The following is a 14895-nucleotide window of genomic DNA, read 5'->3' as shown; positions in this document are numbered from 1 at the left end:
GGCGTCTAGGGCGCGCGGGATCCTGCCCGGGCGCCCAGTGCGAGCCTCGTCACGGCGGCGTGCGCCGTTCATCCTCCACTTCAGCGGAACCGGTAAATTGATTGGGAATCCGGCGGCTTAGCCGCCTTTTTTCAAACCCAGCCTTGTGTTTTGCCGCCTGATCCGGTTTGACTGCGCCAGCCCGAACCGAATCTTGAAGGCCTCGCCCATGCGTCTGTCGCGGTTTTTCCTACCCATTCTGAAAGAAAATCCGAAGGAAGCCGAGATCGTCTCGCATCGTCTGATGCTGCGCGCGGGCATGCTGCGGCAGGAGGCGGCCGGCATCTATGCCTGGCTGCCGCTGGGCTTCAAGGTGCTGAAGAAGATCGAGCAGATCGTGCGCGAGGAGCAGAACCGCGCCGGTGCGCTGGAACTGCTGATGCCGACGCTGCAGCTCGCCGATCTCTGGCGCGAGAGCGGCCGCTACGACGCCTATGGGCCGGAGATGCTGCGCATCAGCGACCGCCACAAGCGTGAGTTGCTGTACGGGCCGACCAACGAGGAAATGATCACGGAAATCTTCCGTGCCTATGTGAAGTCCTACCGCAATTTGCCGCTCAATCTCTATCATATCCAATGGAAATTCCGCGACGAGCAGCGTCCGCGCTTCGGCGTGATGCGCGGCCGCGAGTTCCTGATGAAGGACGCCTATTCGTTCGATCTCGACGAGGCCGGCGCGCGGCGTGCCTACAACAAGATGTTCGTCGCCTACTTGCGCACCTTCGCGCGGATGGGCCTGAAGGGCATCCCGATGCGCGCCGAGACCGGTCCAATCGGCGGCGATCTCAGCCATGAATTCATCGTGCTCGCTGAGACCGGTGAATCCGGCGTCTACTGCGACCGTGACGTGCTCGACCTGCCGATCCCGCCGGCCTCCGTCGACTATGACGGCGACCTGACCCCGATCATCAAGCAATGGACCTCGCTCTATGCGGCGACCGAGGACGTCCATGACGCGGCCCGCTTCGAGGCCGAGGTGCCGGCCGAGCGGCGGGTCCATACCCGCGGCATCGAGGTCGGCCAGATCTTCTATTTCGGCACCAAATATTCCGAGCCGATGAAGGCCCTGGTCGCCGGCCCAGAGGGCGCGGAGGTCACCGTCCACGGTGGCTCCTATGGCGTCGGCGTGTCACGGCTGGCTGGTGCGATCATCGAGGCCTGTCACGACGAGGCCGGCATCAAATGGCCGGAGGAGGTCGCCCCGTTCCGCGCCGTCATCCTCAACCTGAAGCAGGGCGGCTCCGACACCGATGCCGCTTGCGAGCAGCTCTATCGCGATCTGCTCGCCAAGGGGGTCGACGTGCTCTACGACGACACCGAGCAGCGCGCCGGCGGCAAGTTCGCCACGGCGGACCTGATCGGCATCCCCTGGCAGATCATGGTCGGACCCAAGAGCCTTGCCGAAGGCAAGGTCGAGGTGAAGACCCGCAGCGACGGCGCCCGCCAGATGATGTCCCCGGCGGACGTCGTGGCACGGCTCGGCGGCGGGACATTGGCTGGCTGAGGCGCTCGTTCGATCATCGGATTATCCACCGGGGCTGCCCGCCCCTTCAGGCCAATCCGGCCACATTCGGCCCGAATCATGGGATGATCGCACAATGGATGACGCCATGACCGAACCGGTGCAGACCACCACTCCCTTCGCTCCCTTCGAGTGGATGCTGTCGGGGCGCTATCTGCGTGCGCGCCGCAGGGAGGGGTTCATCTCCGTGATCGCGGGGTTCTCCTTCCTCGGCATCATGCTGGGCGTCGCAACCCTGATCATCGTGATGGCGGTGATGAACGGCTTCCGCAAGGAGCTGCTCGACAAGATCCTCGGCCTGAACGGGCATCTGCTGGTGCAGCCGCTGGAGTCGCCGCTCACCGACTGGAAGGACGTCTCCGACCGGATCGCGCAGGTGCAGGGCATCCGCCTCGCCGCGCCGGTGGTCGACGGACAAGGTCTCGGCTCGTCGCCCTTCAATGCGTCCGGTGTGTTCATCCGCGGCATTCGCGCGCAGGACCTCACGAACCTGACGTCGATTGCCAAGAACATCAAGCAGGGCTCGCTGGAAGGTTTCGACGAAGGCCAGGGCGTCGCGATCGGCCGCCGGCTTGCCGACCAATTGTCGCTGCATGCCGGCGACAGCATCACTCTGGTCGCCCCGAAGGGCGCCGTGACGCCGATGGGCACCACGCCGCGCATCAAGCCCTACAAGATCGCGGCGGTGTTCGAGATCGGGATGTCCGAGTACGACGCCAGCTTCGTCTTCATGCCGCTGGCCGAAGCGCAGGCCTATTTCAACCGCAACAACGACGTCACCGCGATCGAGATCTTCACCAGCAATCCCGACAAGGTGGAGGAGTTTCGCAAGACGGTGACGGAGGCGGCCGGCCGCCCGATTTTTCTCGTCGACTGGCGCCAGCGCAACTCGACCTTCTTCAATGCGCTGCAGGTCGAGCGCAACGTGATGTTCCTGATCCTGACCTTGATCGTGCTGGTCGCCGCGCTCAACATCGTTTCGGGACTGATCATGCTGGTCAAGGACAAGGGCCAGGACATCGCCGTGCTGCGCACCATGGGGGCTTCGCAGGGGGCGATCATGCGGATATTCCTGATCACCGGCGCTTCGATCGGGGTGGTCGGCACGCTCACCGGATTTGTCGTCGGCCTCCTGATCTCGATGAACATCGATTCGATCAGGAAGTTTCTGTCCTGGCTGACGAGCACCGATCTGTTTCCCAATGAGCTCTATTTCCTGTCGAAGCTGCCGGCTGAGATCGATGCCGGCGAGACTGCGGCCGTTCTGATCATGGCCTTGACCCTGTCTTTCCTGGCTACGCTGTATCCATCCTGGCGCGCGGCCCGATTAGACCCGGTCGAAGCGCTTCGCTACGAGTGAGGCGCTGATGGAAGAGCAGGGGGCAGAGGATGTGCCGGTCGTTTATCTCCACGAGATCAAGCGGCGGTACATGCAGGGCGAGCAGCAGCTGACCATTCTCGACGGGGCCAAGCTGGCGCTGTGGGCCGGGCAATCGGTGGCGCTGGTGGCGCCGTCGGGCTCAGGCAAGTCGACATTGCTGCACATCGCGGGCCTCCTGGAGAGCCCCGACGAGGGCGAGGTCTATGTCGGGGGCGTGCCGACGTCGCAGCTCACCGACATCGAGCGCACCCAGATGCGCAGGACCGACATCGGTTTCGTCTACCAGTCGCACCGGCTGCTGCCGGAGTTTACGGCGCTGGAGAACGTGATGCTGCCGCAGATGATCCGCGGCTTGAAACGGTCCGAGACGGTGAAGCGGGCGACCGAGATCCTGGCCTATCTCGGCCTCGGCGAGCGGATCAAGCACCGCCCGGCCGAACTCTCCGGCGGCGAGCAGCAACGCGTCGCGATCGCGCGTGCGGTCGCCAATGCGCCGCGTGCGCTGCTGGCGGACGAGCCGACCGGCAATCTCGATCCTGCCACCGCCGATCACGTCTTTCACGCGCTGATGCAACTCGTGAAGGCCACGCGGGTCGCGATGCTGATCGCGACCCACAACATGGAGCTGGCCGGCCGCATGGACCGGCGCGTCTCCATCGTCGGCGGCAAGGTCGTCGAGCTGGATTGAGTCAGGTCGCAGTCAGGGCCTGATCACCGTCATCTGGAATGGCTCGCGATGAGCGGCGGCGTGGGCGACCGCGTCGTTGGCATGATCGAGGTCGAAACAGGTGGGCTCGAACTGCGCGAGCTCGAGCAGCCCGGCCCGGATCAGCGCGACCATCCTGACCGCAGCATCCGGCGGATACATCCAGACGCCGTGGATCGTGATGCAGTCGCGCATGATCCATGGATAGGGCAGCTCGAGCCCCGCTCCGCCCAGCATCCCGACGCCGCCCATCAGCACCACGCGCCCATAGGGACGCACGGTCATCACGGCTGATCGCACGACCCCGGCCGAGACCGACGGCGGCATGATGTCGAGCACGCAGTCGATCGGACGCGGCGACGCGCGCTTCATGCGCTCGGTGTCCTCGCTCTCGTCGCCGGAGAGTCTGACCGGGTGGACGCGGGGGCCGAACCGGCGCTTCAGCTCCGCCAGCATGGCCTCGTTGCGGCCGGGCGCGACGACCGCAGCGGCGCCCATGGCGAGCGCCACCGCAACCGCGGCGCTGCCGAACCGGCCGGTGGCGCCGCTGACCAGGACGGTCTCGCCCGCCTGCAGATGGGCGGCAAGAAAGCCGCCATAGGGCACGAGCAGGGTGCCGAGCGCGCACCACCGTGCCGCGTCGTTAGCGTCGATGGCCCCGATCGGCTTGGCGTTCTCCGTCGGCACGCGCATGCGCTCGGCAAACGAGCCGTGCCGGAAATGCTGTTGCAGCTTCAGCCCGCCCGGTCCGCGCGCGCTCAGGCCCTGCAGGGTGATGTCAGGGGCGAGGGCTGTGTCACGCGAGCGCACGGTTGGATCGCAGTACACCCAGTCGCCGATCGCGAGATGCGTCGCATCGGGGCCGAGGGCGCTGATCCGGCCGATGCCCCCGGTCCCCGGGATGACCGGCAGGTCCAGCAGGTACTTCCGCTCGCCGCTGAAAACCTCGTTGGCATAGGACAGCACGCCGGCCGCGGCGACGTCGACGATGACCTCGCCGGTGCCGAGCACGGGGTCTTCGACACGCTCGATCTCGAGCGGCGATCCAAATCGTTTGAGTACGGCGGCCTTCATGCTGCTTCTCCATTTCGCGATGGCGAGGCTGCAGCCTGCCGGTCTATGCTCCGCGCAGGAAGGCCTGGTATTATCCTAGGATTGGGCAAGCCCAGGCTGGCAAGCCGCCTCGAAAGCAAACCATGAGGGATCCAGCGCATGAGTGATCAGCGCCATGCCGAGCTCGGCAACTTCCTGCGCTCGCGGCGCGAGAAGCTGACGCCGCAGGCGGTCGGACTCGCGACCGGGCGGCGGCGACGCACCGCAGGGCTGCGGCGGGAGGAAGTGGCCGAGCTCGCTGGCATCGGCGTCGACTGGTACATCCGAATCGAGCAGGGCCGGGCGGTGAAGCCGTCCTCCTCGACCATCGATGCGCTGGCGCGCGCCCTGCGCCTGAGCCGAACCGAGCATGCTCATCTCAAGGCGCTGGTGCGCGATCCCACGCGCAAGCCGTTCGTGCGCGAGCAGGTGCCGGTCCGGCTGCGCGAGCTCGTGCAGAGTCTGAACCAGCCGGCCTACATCTCCGGACGACGATGGGATGTGCTGGCCTGGAATGCCGCGGCGGACGAGATCTTCGGCTTCTCGCAACTCGCCGACGACGAGCGCAACACGCTGGTGCTGATGCTTTGCAAGCCCGGCGTGCGCCGGCTGTTCGGCGTGCAATGGAAGGAGCTGGCGCAACGCATGGTCGCGCAGTTTCGCGCGACCTATGATCTGTGGGCGGGCGATCCCGCCTTCGTCGATCTGATCGCGCGGCTGCGGCACGGCAGCCGCGAGTTCGACGGTCTGTGGGCGGCGCACGACATCAACCCGCTTGCTGCGGGCGAGAAGCTGCTCGAGCATCCGAAGAAGGGCCGCGTGAGGCTGCGATACGCGACGTTCCAGTCCAACGACGATCCCGCGCTGAAGCTGGCGATCTACTACACGTGATGATGACGAGCGCGCGTTCGGCATCGCGCGGCAGGCATCATACAATCGACTGCTTTGCGGATGATGATGCTACGCATTCGCAGGACCCATCGTGCTGCCCCGAAGAATCCACGACTGGGACGCCAGAAGGTTCGCTACGTGACCGGGAGTTTCCCGATCACGATTTTGCCGTCGCTCGTATTGTGGCCATGGATGGACAACGGCCACGACTCCTCCATACATCTTATTAGTTGTTTGTTCATGTTGCCGGCAAAGCCTTTGAAAACAGGCCTTTGCACCCAATCCCATAAAAGCCGGAAAGAATGGTTCTGATCTGCACATCGGTTTGATGTCGGCGGAGCGAATGCGGGTGGCATAGTCGCTTCGTCGCGCTGCATGTTTTTCGCAGGGAACCAGAGGGCCTGGGGACTTTGGGACAGAAGCTACGGAGTTCGATGATGAAGACGCTTTTCGGCGCAACGGTGGGGCTCGGCGCAATCGCGGCGGCGACGTCTGCATTCGCAGCTGATCTTCCAATGAAGAAGGGACCGTACACCAAGGCGCCGCCCGCCGTCGTGGCGACGGTGTATGACTGGAGCGGCTTCTATGTCGGCTTCAACGCCGGCGGCGGTTCCAGCCGGGATTGCTGGAATCTGGTTTCGAACGCCGGCGTGGCGGTGAACCCGGCCGCCAATCGCGAGGGTTGTTCCGGCGGTGGCGGCGCGGCGGTCGGCGGCCAGGTCGGCTACCGCTACCAGATGGCCAACTGGGTGTTCGGCGTCGAGGCGCAGGGGGATTGGGCCAACTTCAAGGGCACCAATCGCAACCTGATTCTTCCCAATGTCAGCGACCGGTCACGCACCAACGGCTTCGGCCTGTTCACCGGCCAGGTCGGCTATGCCTTCGACAACATTCTCGGCTATATCAAGGGCGGTGCCGCGGTCGTCGGCGATCGCTACGACACCTTCACCACGGGCACCAACGTGATGCTCGATCGGGCCAACACGACGCGTTGGGGCGGCACGGTCGGTGCCGGCATCGAATATGGCTTTGCGCCGAACTGGTCGGTCGGCGTCGAATACGATCACATTTTCCTGGGCAACAAGAACCTGAACTTCGTCGCCGCGGCCGGCGCGCCCGCGATGACTCATCGCATCAAGCAGGATATCGACATCGGGCTCGTGAAGCTGAACTACAAGTTCGGTCCGGGTTTCGGGATGATGCGCTGACGCAACGTCACCCTCGATTGCTCCGGTTCGTCGAAGCCGCGGCTTCGACGAACCTTGATGCTACGGCCTGAGACGGCAACGCGTCGCGTTGAAGGCGGGGACGGGTCAGTCCTCTTCGAACACGAACGGGTTGGGGAACGGCGCGTAGGGATTGGGCGCCGGCGGACGCGGCTTGATCCGCTGCCTGTGCGGATACGGATAGGGCGTCGCGCGCGGGTCATTGCTGACGCCGGCGAAATAGGGATTCGCGATGCAGTTCAGCAGGCGTCCCGACGCCGTCGCCTGGCATTGCGCGTAAGTGTCGAAGGTGCAGTGGCTCAAGCCCGGAAACTCATCACCCTGCAGGCAGAACGCATGTCTGACACCGACGGCGTGAGCCGGGGCATGGGTTGCGACCACGAGGCCGGCTGCAGCCAGGGCCGCGAATAACACCTCACGCATCAACGATCTCCCTTCATCCCTTCGATGACCAGAACGCGGGTGCATCATGGCGAAGCACTGGCGCGGCCCTGACGTGTGTAGTCGGTCGGCTCTCGATTGCAAGCTGGAAAGTTCCATCAACACACTGTGATTACAGATTAATTTCCCGACATGTCTCACGGCCTTTCAGCAGCGAGCTGTGACCGAGCGGCTACAGCAATTGTGGCGCAGATCGTTAAGAGGTGCGGCTGGCCTGGGGGCCAAATGAGACGAGACTGGACCTGTGATGAAGAAACTTCTGTTGACGACGACGGCGCTCGTGGTGCTGGCCTCGCCGGCGCTTGCTGCGGATCTCGCCGCGCGTCCCTACACGAAGGCACCGCCGCCGGTGATGGCTGCGATCTATGACTGGAGCGGCTTCTACATCGGCGTGAACGGTGGCGGCGGCTGGAGCGAGAATACCTGGGATCTGGTCGGCGGCGGCCGCGAAGGCTCGCATGATGCATCCGGCGGCACCGTCGGTGGCCAGGTCGGCTATCGCTGGCAGATGGGCCAGATCGTGTTCGGCGTCGAGGCGCAGGGCAACTGGGCCGACCTCACCGGCGACAATCAGAGCGCGCTGTTCGGAACGCGTAACCGCACCAAGACCGATGCGTTCGGCCTGTTCACCGGCCAGGTCGGCTACGCCATCAACAACGTGCTGCTCTACGCCAAGGGCGGTGCGGCCGTGACCAGCAACAAGTACACGATCACCAATGCGGCGACCGGCGCGTTCCTCGCCTCAAACGACGACACGCGCTGGGGCGGCGTGGTCGGTGCCGGCGTCGAATACGGCTTTGCGCCGAACTGGTCGCTGGGCGTCGAGTACGATCATCTGTTCATGGACCGCCAGACCGTCAGCTTCGGCGCGCTCGGCTCCGACAGCATCAAGCAGGACGTCGATCTGTTCACCGCCCGCCTGAACTACCGCTTCGGCGGCCCGGTCGCGACGCGCTACTGAGTCGATCCCGCCCGATCGGCGGATTGGAGAGCCCCGGCGTTCGCGCCGGGGCTTTTGTTTGAGGGCCGGATTAACCATTTGCGGCGCCGGCGCCGCGACGGGCCGATCAGCGCGCTTGACCTGAGAACAGAAAAGGAACATTGTTCTTCATATGTTCTGACTCAGGGAGGTCCCGATGCTGAAGGTTTTCGTTCAAGAAGCCGCCGCGCTGGCGTCGATCACGCTGTTCGTCGGCATGATCGCGCTCTGGGCGCAAATCATTCCACAGCTTTAGTTTTCCGAGCGCGTTGGCTGGGGACAAGGCAGGCGAGGGCGCCGGACTTACCGATGGGCCTCCGATATGATGCGGGGGCGAGTCGGTCGGAGGATAGGGCATGGCGCGGGGGGGGCAGGATCCCGAGCGAGCCCCGAAGCCGGCCCGATCCCGTGATCTCGGAAAAGCCCAGGTATCAGCAAGGCGAGCATGTCCAGCGCCGGATTCGTCCATCTCCACGTTCACTCCGCCTATTCGCTGCTGAAGGGCTCGATCAAGATCGCCAAGCTCGGCGAGCTCGCCAAGGCCGATCGCCAGCCGGCGCTGGCGCTGACCGACACCGACAACATGTTCGGTGCGCTCGAATTCTCCGACAAGATGGCGAGCTACGGCATCCAGCCGATCGCCGGCTGCGAGCTCGCCATCGATTTCGGCGACATGGACCCTAACGCCCGCAATGCCGGCGCGGCCGCGCAGCCCTCGCGAATCGTCCTGCTCGCCGCACGCGAGGAGGGCTACCGCCACCTGATGCGGCTGAACTCGCGCGCCTTCCTGGACACGCCGACGCACCAGGCCCCGCACATCAAGTTCGAGTGGCTGAACGAGGGCGTCGATGGTCTGATTGCGCTCACCGGCGGGCCCGATGGGCCGATCTCGCTCGCGATCCAGCACGACATGGCGGCACTTGCGACGCAGCGCTGCGAGCGGCTGGCGAGCCTGTTCGGCGACCGCCTCTACATCGAGCTGCAGCGCCACGGCGTCGACCGCGAGCGCCGCGTCGAGGGCGGCCTGATCGACATCGCCTATGGCAAGGGCCTGCCGCTGGTGGCGACCAACGAGCCGTATTTCGCGACCGCCGACGACTACGAGGCGCATGATGCGCTGCTGTGCATCGCCGGCGGCCACCTGATCGCCGACACCGAGCGCGTGCAGTTGACGCCCGACCACCGTTTCAAGACCCGCGCCGAGATGGCGGTGCTGTTCGCCGACCTGCCGGAGGCGCTGGCCTCGACGGTCGAGATCGCCGAGCGCTGCTCGTACCGGCCGCGCACGCGCAAGCCGATCCTGCCGTTCTTTACGGTCGGGGCCGGCAGCGGCGATGCCGTGGACGCCGCCAGCGCCGAGGCCGCCGAGCTGAAGCGGCAGGCGGAGGAGGGCCTGGAGCGGCGCCTCAAGGTGCACGGCATGGCGCCGGGCATGACTGAGGAGGACTACCAGAAGCGGCTCGCCTTCGAGCTCGACGTCATCATGCGCATGAAGTACGCGGGCTACTTCCTGATCGTGTCGGACTTCATCAAATGGGCCAAGGCGCACGGCATCCCGGTCGGACCGGGGCGCGGCTCCGGCGCCGGCTCGCTGGTTGCCTGGGTGCTGACCATCACCGACCTCGACCCGATGCGCTTCGCGCTGCTGTTCGAGCGCTTCCTCAATCCCGAGCGCGTGTCGATGCCGGACTTCGACATCGACTTCTGCCAGGACCGCCGCGGCGAGGTGATCTCCTATGTGCAGCAGCGCTACGGCCGCGACCAGGTGGCGCAGATCATCACCTTCGGTACCTTGCAGGCGCGCGGCGTGCTGCGCGACGTCGGCCGCGTGCTGCAGATGCCCTATGGCCAGGTCGACAAGCTGACCAAGCTGGTGCCGCAGAACCCGGCTGCTCCCGTCACGCTCGCCGCCGCGATCGAGGGCGAGCCGAAGCTGCAGGCGTTCCGCGACGAGGATCCGGTGGTGGCGCGCGCCTTCGACATCGCGATGCGCCTCGAAGGCCTGACGCGCCACGCCTCGACCCACGCCGCGGGCATCGTGATCGGCGACCGGCCGCTGAGCGAGCTGGTGCCGATGTATCGCGATCCGAAATCGGACATGCCGGTAACCCAGTTCAACATGAAATGGGTGGAGCCGGCCGGCCTCGTCAAGTTCGACTTCCTCGGCCTGAAGACGCTGACCGTGCTCGACGTCGCCGTGAAGCTGCTGAAGCAGCGCGACATCCACGTCGATCTCGCGACCTTGCCGATCGACGATGCGCCGAGCTACCAGATGCTCGCCCGCGGCGACGTGGTCGGCGTGTTCCAGGTTGAAAGTCAGGGCATGCGGCGGGCGCTGATCGACATGCGCCCCGACCGGTTCGAGGACATCATCGCGCTGGTCGCGCTGTATCGCCCGGGCCCGATGGCCAATATCCCGACCTACTGCGCCCGCAAGCACGGCGAGGAGGAGCCGGAATATCTACACCCGATTCTGGAGCCGATCCTGAAGGAGACCTTCGGCGTCATCATCTACCAGGAGCAGGTGATGCAGGTCGCGCAGCAGATGTCCGGCTACTCGCTCGGCGAAGCCGATCTCCTGCGGCGCGCCATGGGCAAGAAGATCCGCGCCGAGATGGACAAGCAGCGCGTCCGCTTCGTCGAAGGTGCCGTCAAGAACGGCGTGCCGAAGGACCAGGCCGACACGATCTTCGACCTCTTGGCCAAATTCGCCGACTACGGCTTCAACAAGTCGCACGCGGCCGCCTACGCGCTGGTGTCCTACCACACCGCCTACATGAAGGCGCATTATCCGGTGGAGTTCATCGCGGCGTCGATGACGCTCGATCTCAACAACACCGACAAGCTCTCGGAATTTCGTACCGAGGCGCAGCGTCTGGGGATCAAGGTCGAGCCACCGTCGATCAACCGCTCCGGTCCGACCTTCGAGGTCAGCGGCAACACCATCTTCTACGCGCTCGCCGCCTTGAAGGGCGTCGGCCCGCAGGCGATCGAGATGATCGTCGAGGCCCGCAACAAGGGGGGGCCGTTCACCTCGCTCGCCGACTTCGCCTCCCGCGTCAGTCCGCGCGCGATCAACAAGCGCATCATCGAGACCCTGGCCGCCGCCGGCGCCTTCGACGGGCTCGACAAGAACCGCGCGCGCGTGTTCGCCGGCGCTGATGCCATCGTTGCCGCCTGCCAGCGCGCCAACGAGGCTGCCACCTCCGGCCAGAACGACATGTTCGGCAACGCCGCCGATGCGCCGGCGATCATCCTGCCGAACATCGAGAACTGGCTGCCGGCCGAGCGTCTACGGCGCGAATATGATGCGATCGGCTTCTTCCTGTCGGGCCATCCGCTCGACGACTACGCGGCGGCGCTGAAGCGGCTGCGGGTGCAGAGCTGGGCCGAGTTCTCGCGCGCGGTGAAGACCGGCGCGACCGCGGGCAAGGTCGCCGCCACCGTGGTATCGCGCATGGAGCGGCGCACCAAGACCGGCAACAAGATGGGCATCATGGGCCTGTCGGATCCGACCGGGCATTTCGAGGCCGTGCTGTTCTCGGAGGGGCTTGCACAATATCGCGACGTGCTCGAGCCCGGCGCGGCCGTGCTGCTGCAGCTCGGCGCCGAGCTGCAGGGCGAGGATGTCCGCGCCCGCGTGCTGCATGCCGAACCGCTCGACGATGCCGCCGCCAAGACGCAGCGCGGCCTGCGCATCTTCCTGCGCGACACCAAGCCGCTCGACTCCATCGTCAAGCGCCTGCAGGGGCCGGAAGGCACCGCGGCCAATGGCAATGGAGCGATCGCCAAGGGTGCGGCGCCCCCCTTGGCGCCCCGCACGGCAGCAGGCGAGGGCGAGGTATCGCTGGTGATGATGCTGGACCTCGAAACCGAGGTCGAGATGAAGCTGCCGGGGCGCTTCAAGGTTTCGCCACAAATCGCAGGTGCCATCAAGGCGGTGACCGGCGTGGTCGACGTGCAGCAGCTCTAAAGGCGATCGTTCCGCTGGAGCGGCTGCGTCCGGCGATCTTGCCGGTCGAACGGGGACGAGGAACAAAAAAGCTGCGCGTGGGCTGTACGGACATGCCTCCGTTCAACCGCGGTTCAGCCATTCTCCCGCTGAATCCGCGGCGGGTGCCTCGAAGGGGCTTGAACCATGCGCTTGGCCAAGATCACCGCGAAGATCGTCCTGAGTGTTTCGCTCTGCCTGCTCGCCTGGGCGGCCCTGCCGCGGCCTGCCGCAGCGCAGCAGCCCGGTGCCGAAAAGCGTATCGCCTTGGTGATCGGCAACGGGGCCTATGCCAAGGGCCCGCTGGCGTCGGCGGCCAACGATGCCGGCCTGATCGCGCAGACGCTGCAGGCCGCGGGCTTCGACGTGGTCGGCGCGCGCGATCTCGATGCAGACACGTTGCGCAAGAGCTTTCGTGATTTCATTCACAAGGCCCAGTCAGCCGACAACAACACCGTCGCGATGGTCTATCTCGCCGGCTACGGCATGCAGCTCGCCGGCGAGAACTACTTTCTTCCCGTCGACGCCAACATCGGCAGTGACGTCGACATTCCGACCGAGGGGCTGCGCCTCAGCGACTACATCCGCCAGCTTGCGGCGACGCCGGTGAAGGCCAGCGTCGTGGTGCTCGATGCCGCCCGCCAGCAGCCCTTCATCGCCAGCGGTCCGGCGATCGCCGGCGGCCTGGCGCTGGTCGAGCCCGATGCCAACATGCTGATCGCGTTCAATGCCGCGCCGGGCACGATCGCGCCGAACGAGACCGGCGCCTACGGCGTCTACGCGCGCTCGCTCGCCGAGATGATCCGCACCGGCGGGCTGTCGCTGCCGGAGGTGTTCGACCGGCTGCGGCTGCGCGTCAATGAGGAGACCAAGGGCGCGCAGGTGCCCTGGGACGCGCAGAAGATCCAGGCCGCCTTCACCTTCTTCGAGCGGGCGCCCGACGCCCCCGCCACGTCGGATTCGCCGGAGCAGAGCGCGGCGCTGCGCTCGCGCCCGATCCGCGAGCTGCCGGTGCAGGAGGCCTATGCCGCCGCGCTCGAGCGCGACACGCTGCAGGGCTATGAGGACTTCATCGCCGCCTATCCGAGCGACCCGCTGGCGCGGCGCGTGCGCGCCCTCGTCGCCGCACGCCGCGAGGCGCTGACCTGGCGGCGGACGTTCCGCACCGACAGTCCGGAAGCCTATTGGTCCTACCTGAAGCGCTATCCCTATGGCGCGCATGCCGAGGACGCCCGGCGGCGGCTGGCGATGTTGTCCGCGCCGCCCGCGCCGCCGCCGACCTTCGCGATGATCGACTATGACGTGCCGCCGCCGCCGCTCGACGAGGTGATCTATGCCGAGCGCCCGGTGCTGATGTTCTCGGATCCCGAATTCGATTTCGTGCCGCCGCCCCCGCCGCCGGTCTACATCCTGCCGCCGCCTCCGCCGGATTTCGTGGAGCTGCCGCCGCCATTCGCCCCGGTGGGCCTGTTCATCCTGCCGCGGCCGGTGTTCGTGCCGATCCCGGTCTATGTCCGGCCGCCGGCCTTCGTTGCGCCGCCGCCGAACAACATCATCTACCAGAACATCCACAACACGACCGTCATCAACACCGTGATCAATCGTCCGGCGCCGCCGGCCGGACCGATCACTGCAGGCCCCGCGGCGGTGCCGACGCCGGCCGTGGCGGTGGCACCGGCCCTGCCGCCGGCTGTCGTGCAGCGCGCCACGCTGATCCAGCAGGGCAAGGTCCCGCCGCCGGGAGGACCGCTCGTCAATCCCGCACTCCGGCCCGGTGCGGCACCGGCCATTCAGGCCAACGCTCCGCCGGGTGGACCCTCGCCCGCCATGACAGGACCAGGGCAGGGGCATGCCAACGTCAATCCGCTGCCGGTGCCCGGTCGCGGTGGTCCGCCGGTGCCACCATCGGTTCAGACTCCTGGTCTGCGCCAGCCGGCACCGGCATCGCCCTCTGGCGCGCTGCCACCGCCCGCGCGCCAGGATCTGCGCGCGAACCGCACGCCGCCGGGCGCCGTCATGCCGCAGCCTGCAAGGCCATCGGCGATGCCGTCCCGTCCGGTCATGCCGTCAGCCGCTCCGCGCGGGCCTGAGGTGAGCCCGCGCATTCAGCAGGCGACGCCACCGCAGATCCAGCGCCGCCCGCCGCCACCACCGGCGACGGCGCGTCTGAGTCCGCCGCCGGCGCCGCCACGACCGCCGGTTGCACCGATGGTTCGGGCGGCTCCGCCACCTCGGCCGGCGCCACCGCCGCCGCAAGTCATGCGTCCGTCCGCTCCGCCACCGATGGCGCGCCCTGCGCCTCCGCCGCAGATGGCGCGTCCCAGTCCGCCGCCGATGGCCGCCGTGGCCCGGCCGGCGCCGCCACCGCCGCCGATGGCACGGCCCGCGGCGCCGCCGCCACGTCCGGCGGCCCCGCCGCCGCCGGGCAAGAGATGTCCGCCGAACGTTCCGCATTGCTGAGCCGCCGCGCGTTGGCCTGACGCCGGCGCGGTTGCAACATCGGCCTGTTTTCGATATGGGCGGACCGCCGGACTGATCGATCGTGGGCGCAAGACGTCGACGGCCGACGACGTGTTGCGGGGGCTTCAGTGAAATCAGCGTTTGTCGGGACCTTGCGCACGCTGTCT

Annotated in this window: 10 protein-coding genes; 8 read left to right on the top strand and 2 right to left on the bottom strand. The window is 66.6% G+C overall.

Annotation, left to right across the window (positions count from 1 at the left end):
- The first annotated feature begins 208 nt into the window (after positions 1-208).
- The 3 genes from proS (at position 209) to QX128_RS10245 (ending at position 3630) form a co-directional block, all read left to right on the top strand.
- Positions 209-1543 carry a proline--tRNA ligase gene (gene proS / locus QX128_RS10255; protein WP_316237395.1) on the top strand — a complete coding sequence of 445 codons (1335 nt, stop codon included), beginning with the start codon at positions 209-211 and terminating at the stop codon, positions 1541-1543.
- Positions 1544-1637: 94 nt separating this feature from the next.
- Positions 1638-2921 (top strand): lipoprotein-releasing ABC transporter permease subunit, encoded by a 1284-nt coding sequence (locus QX128_RS10250; RefSeq protein ID WP_316181325.1) that lies wholly within the window; start codon positions 1638-1640, stop codon positions 2919-2921.
- Between the two features lie 7 nt (positions 2922-2928).
- Positions 2929-3630, top strand: coding sequence for an ABC transporter ATP-binding protein (locus tag QX128_RS10245; protein ID WP_316181324.1), 702 nt, complete (start codon positions 2929-2931; stop codon positions 3628-3630).
- 12 nt (positions 3631-3642) lie between these two features.
- Here QX128_RS10245 and QX128_RS10240 read toward each other — a convergent pair whose 3' ends face one another.
- Positions 3643-4722, bottom strand: coding sequence for a zinc-binding alcohol dehydrogenase family protein (locus QX128_RS10240; RefSeq protein WP_316237394.1), 1080 nt, complete (start codon positions 4720-4722; stop codon positions 3643-3645).
- Between the two features lie 138 nt (positions 4723-4860).
- Between QX128_RS10240 and QX128_RS10235 the strand changes: the two genes are divergently transcribed.
- Positions 4861-5631: a helix-turn-helix transcriptional regulator gene (locus QX128_RS10235; RefSeq protein ID WP_316181321.1), complete on the top strand. Its 771-nt coding sequence runs from the start codon at positions 4861-4863 to the stop codon at positions 5629-5631.
- A 434-nt stretch (positions 5632-6065) separates the two neighbouring features.
- A complete protein-coding gene (locus tag QX128_RS10230) occupies positions 6066-6839 on the top strand; it encodes an outer membrane protein (protein ID WP_315799722.1) in 774 nt (257 codons plus the stop codon).
- Positions 6840-6944: 105 nt separating this feature from the next.
- On the opposite strand, the gene QX128_RS10225 is transcribed toward QX128_RS10230, so the two are convergent.
- A complete protein-coding gene (locus QX128_RS10225) occupies positions 6945-7280 on the bottom strand; it encodes a DUF3551 domain-containing protein (RefSeq protein WP_315738242.1) in 336 nt (111 codons plus the stop codon).
- A gap of 265 nt (positions 7281-7545) precedes the next feature.
- Between QX128_RS10225 and QX128_RS10220 the strand changes: the two genes are divergently transcribed.
- The 3 genes from QX128_RS10220 to QX128_RS10210 all read left to right on the top strand — a co-directional run bounded on the left by QX128_RS10220 (position 7546) and on the right by QX128_RS10210 (position 14728).
- Positions 7546-8259: an outer membrane protein gene (locus tag QX128_RS10220; RefSeq protein ID WP_315711588.1), complete on the top strand. Its 714-nt coding sequence runs from the start codon at positions 7546-7548 to the stop codon at positions 8257-8259.
- Between the two features lie 463 nt (positions 8260-8722).
- Positions 8723-12250, top strand: a complete 3528-nt coding sequence (gene dnaE, locus QX128_RS10215) for a DNA polymerase III subunit alpha (RefSeq protein ID WP_316181319.1) — start codon at positions 8723-8725, stop codon at positions 12248-12250.
- Between the two features lie 165 nt (positions 12251-12415).
- The gene (locus tag QX128_RS10210) at positions 12416-14728 is read left to right on the top strand and encodes a caspase family protein (protein ID WP_316237393.1); all 2313 of its coding nucleotides are present in this window, start codon (positions 12416-12418) and stop codon (positions 14726-14728) included.
- Positions 14729-14895 lie beyond the last annotated feature (167 nt).

The sequence above is a fragment of the Bradyrhizobium sp. SZCCHNR1015 genome (genome assembly GCF_032489875.1).
Taxonomy (GTDB): domain Bacteria; phylum Pseudomonadota; class Alphaproteobacteria; order Rhizobiales; family Xanthobacteraceae; genus Bradyrhizobium.
The sequence above is the reverse complement of the archived record's forward strand: the minus strand, read 5'-3'. Positions and strand labels throughout refer to the sequence as shown.

What these genes read in the sequence shown, in the direction of transcription:
- proS (WP_316237395.1), top strand. Translation starts at nt 209, where the DNA reads ATGCGTCTGTCGCGGTTTTTCCTACCCATTCTGAAAGAAAATCCGAAG.
- QX128_RS10250 (WP_316181325.1), top strand. Translation starts at nt 1,638, where the DNA reads ATGGATGACGCCATGACCGAACCGGTGCAGACCACCACTCCCTTCGCT.
- QX128_RS10245 (WP_316181324.1), top strand. Translation starts at nt 2,929, where the DNA reads ATGGAAGAGCAGGGGGCAGAGGATGTGCCGGTCGTTTATCTCCACGAG.
- QX128_RS10240 (WP_316237394.1), bottom strand. Translation starts at nt 4,722, where the DNA reads ATGAAGGCCGCCGTACTCAAACGATTTGGATCGCCGCTCGAGATCGAG.
- QX128_RS10235 (WP_316181321.1), top strand. Translation starts at nt 4,861, where the DNA reads ATGAGTGATCAGCGCCATGCCGAGCTCGGCAACTTCCTGCGCTCGCGG.
- QX128_RS10230 (WP_315799722.1), top strand. Translation starts at nt 6,066, where the DNA reads ATGATGAAGACGCTTTTCGGCGCAACGGTGGGGCTCGGCGCAATCGCG.
- QX128_RS10225 (WP_315738242.1), bottom strand. Translation starts at nt 7,280, where the DNA reads ATGCGTGAGGTGTTATTCGCGGCCCTGGCTGCAGCCGGCCTCGTGGTC.
- QX128_RS10220 (WP_315711588.1), top strand. Translation starts at nt 7,546, where the DNA reads ATGAAGAAACTTCTGTTGACGACGACGGCGCTCGTGGTGCTGGCCTCG.
- dnaE (WP_316181319.1), top strand. Translation starts at nt 8,723, where the DNA reads ATGTCCAGCGCCGGATTCGTCCATCTCCACGTTCACTCCGCCTATTCG.
- QX128_RS10210 (WP_316237393.1), top strand. Translation starts at nt 12,416, where the DNA reads ATGCGCTTGGCCAAGATCACCGCGAAGATCGTCCTGAGTGTTTCGCTC.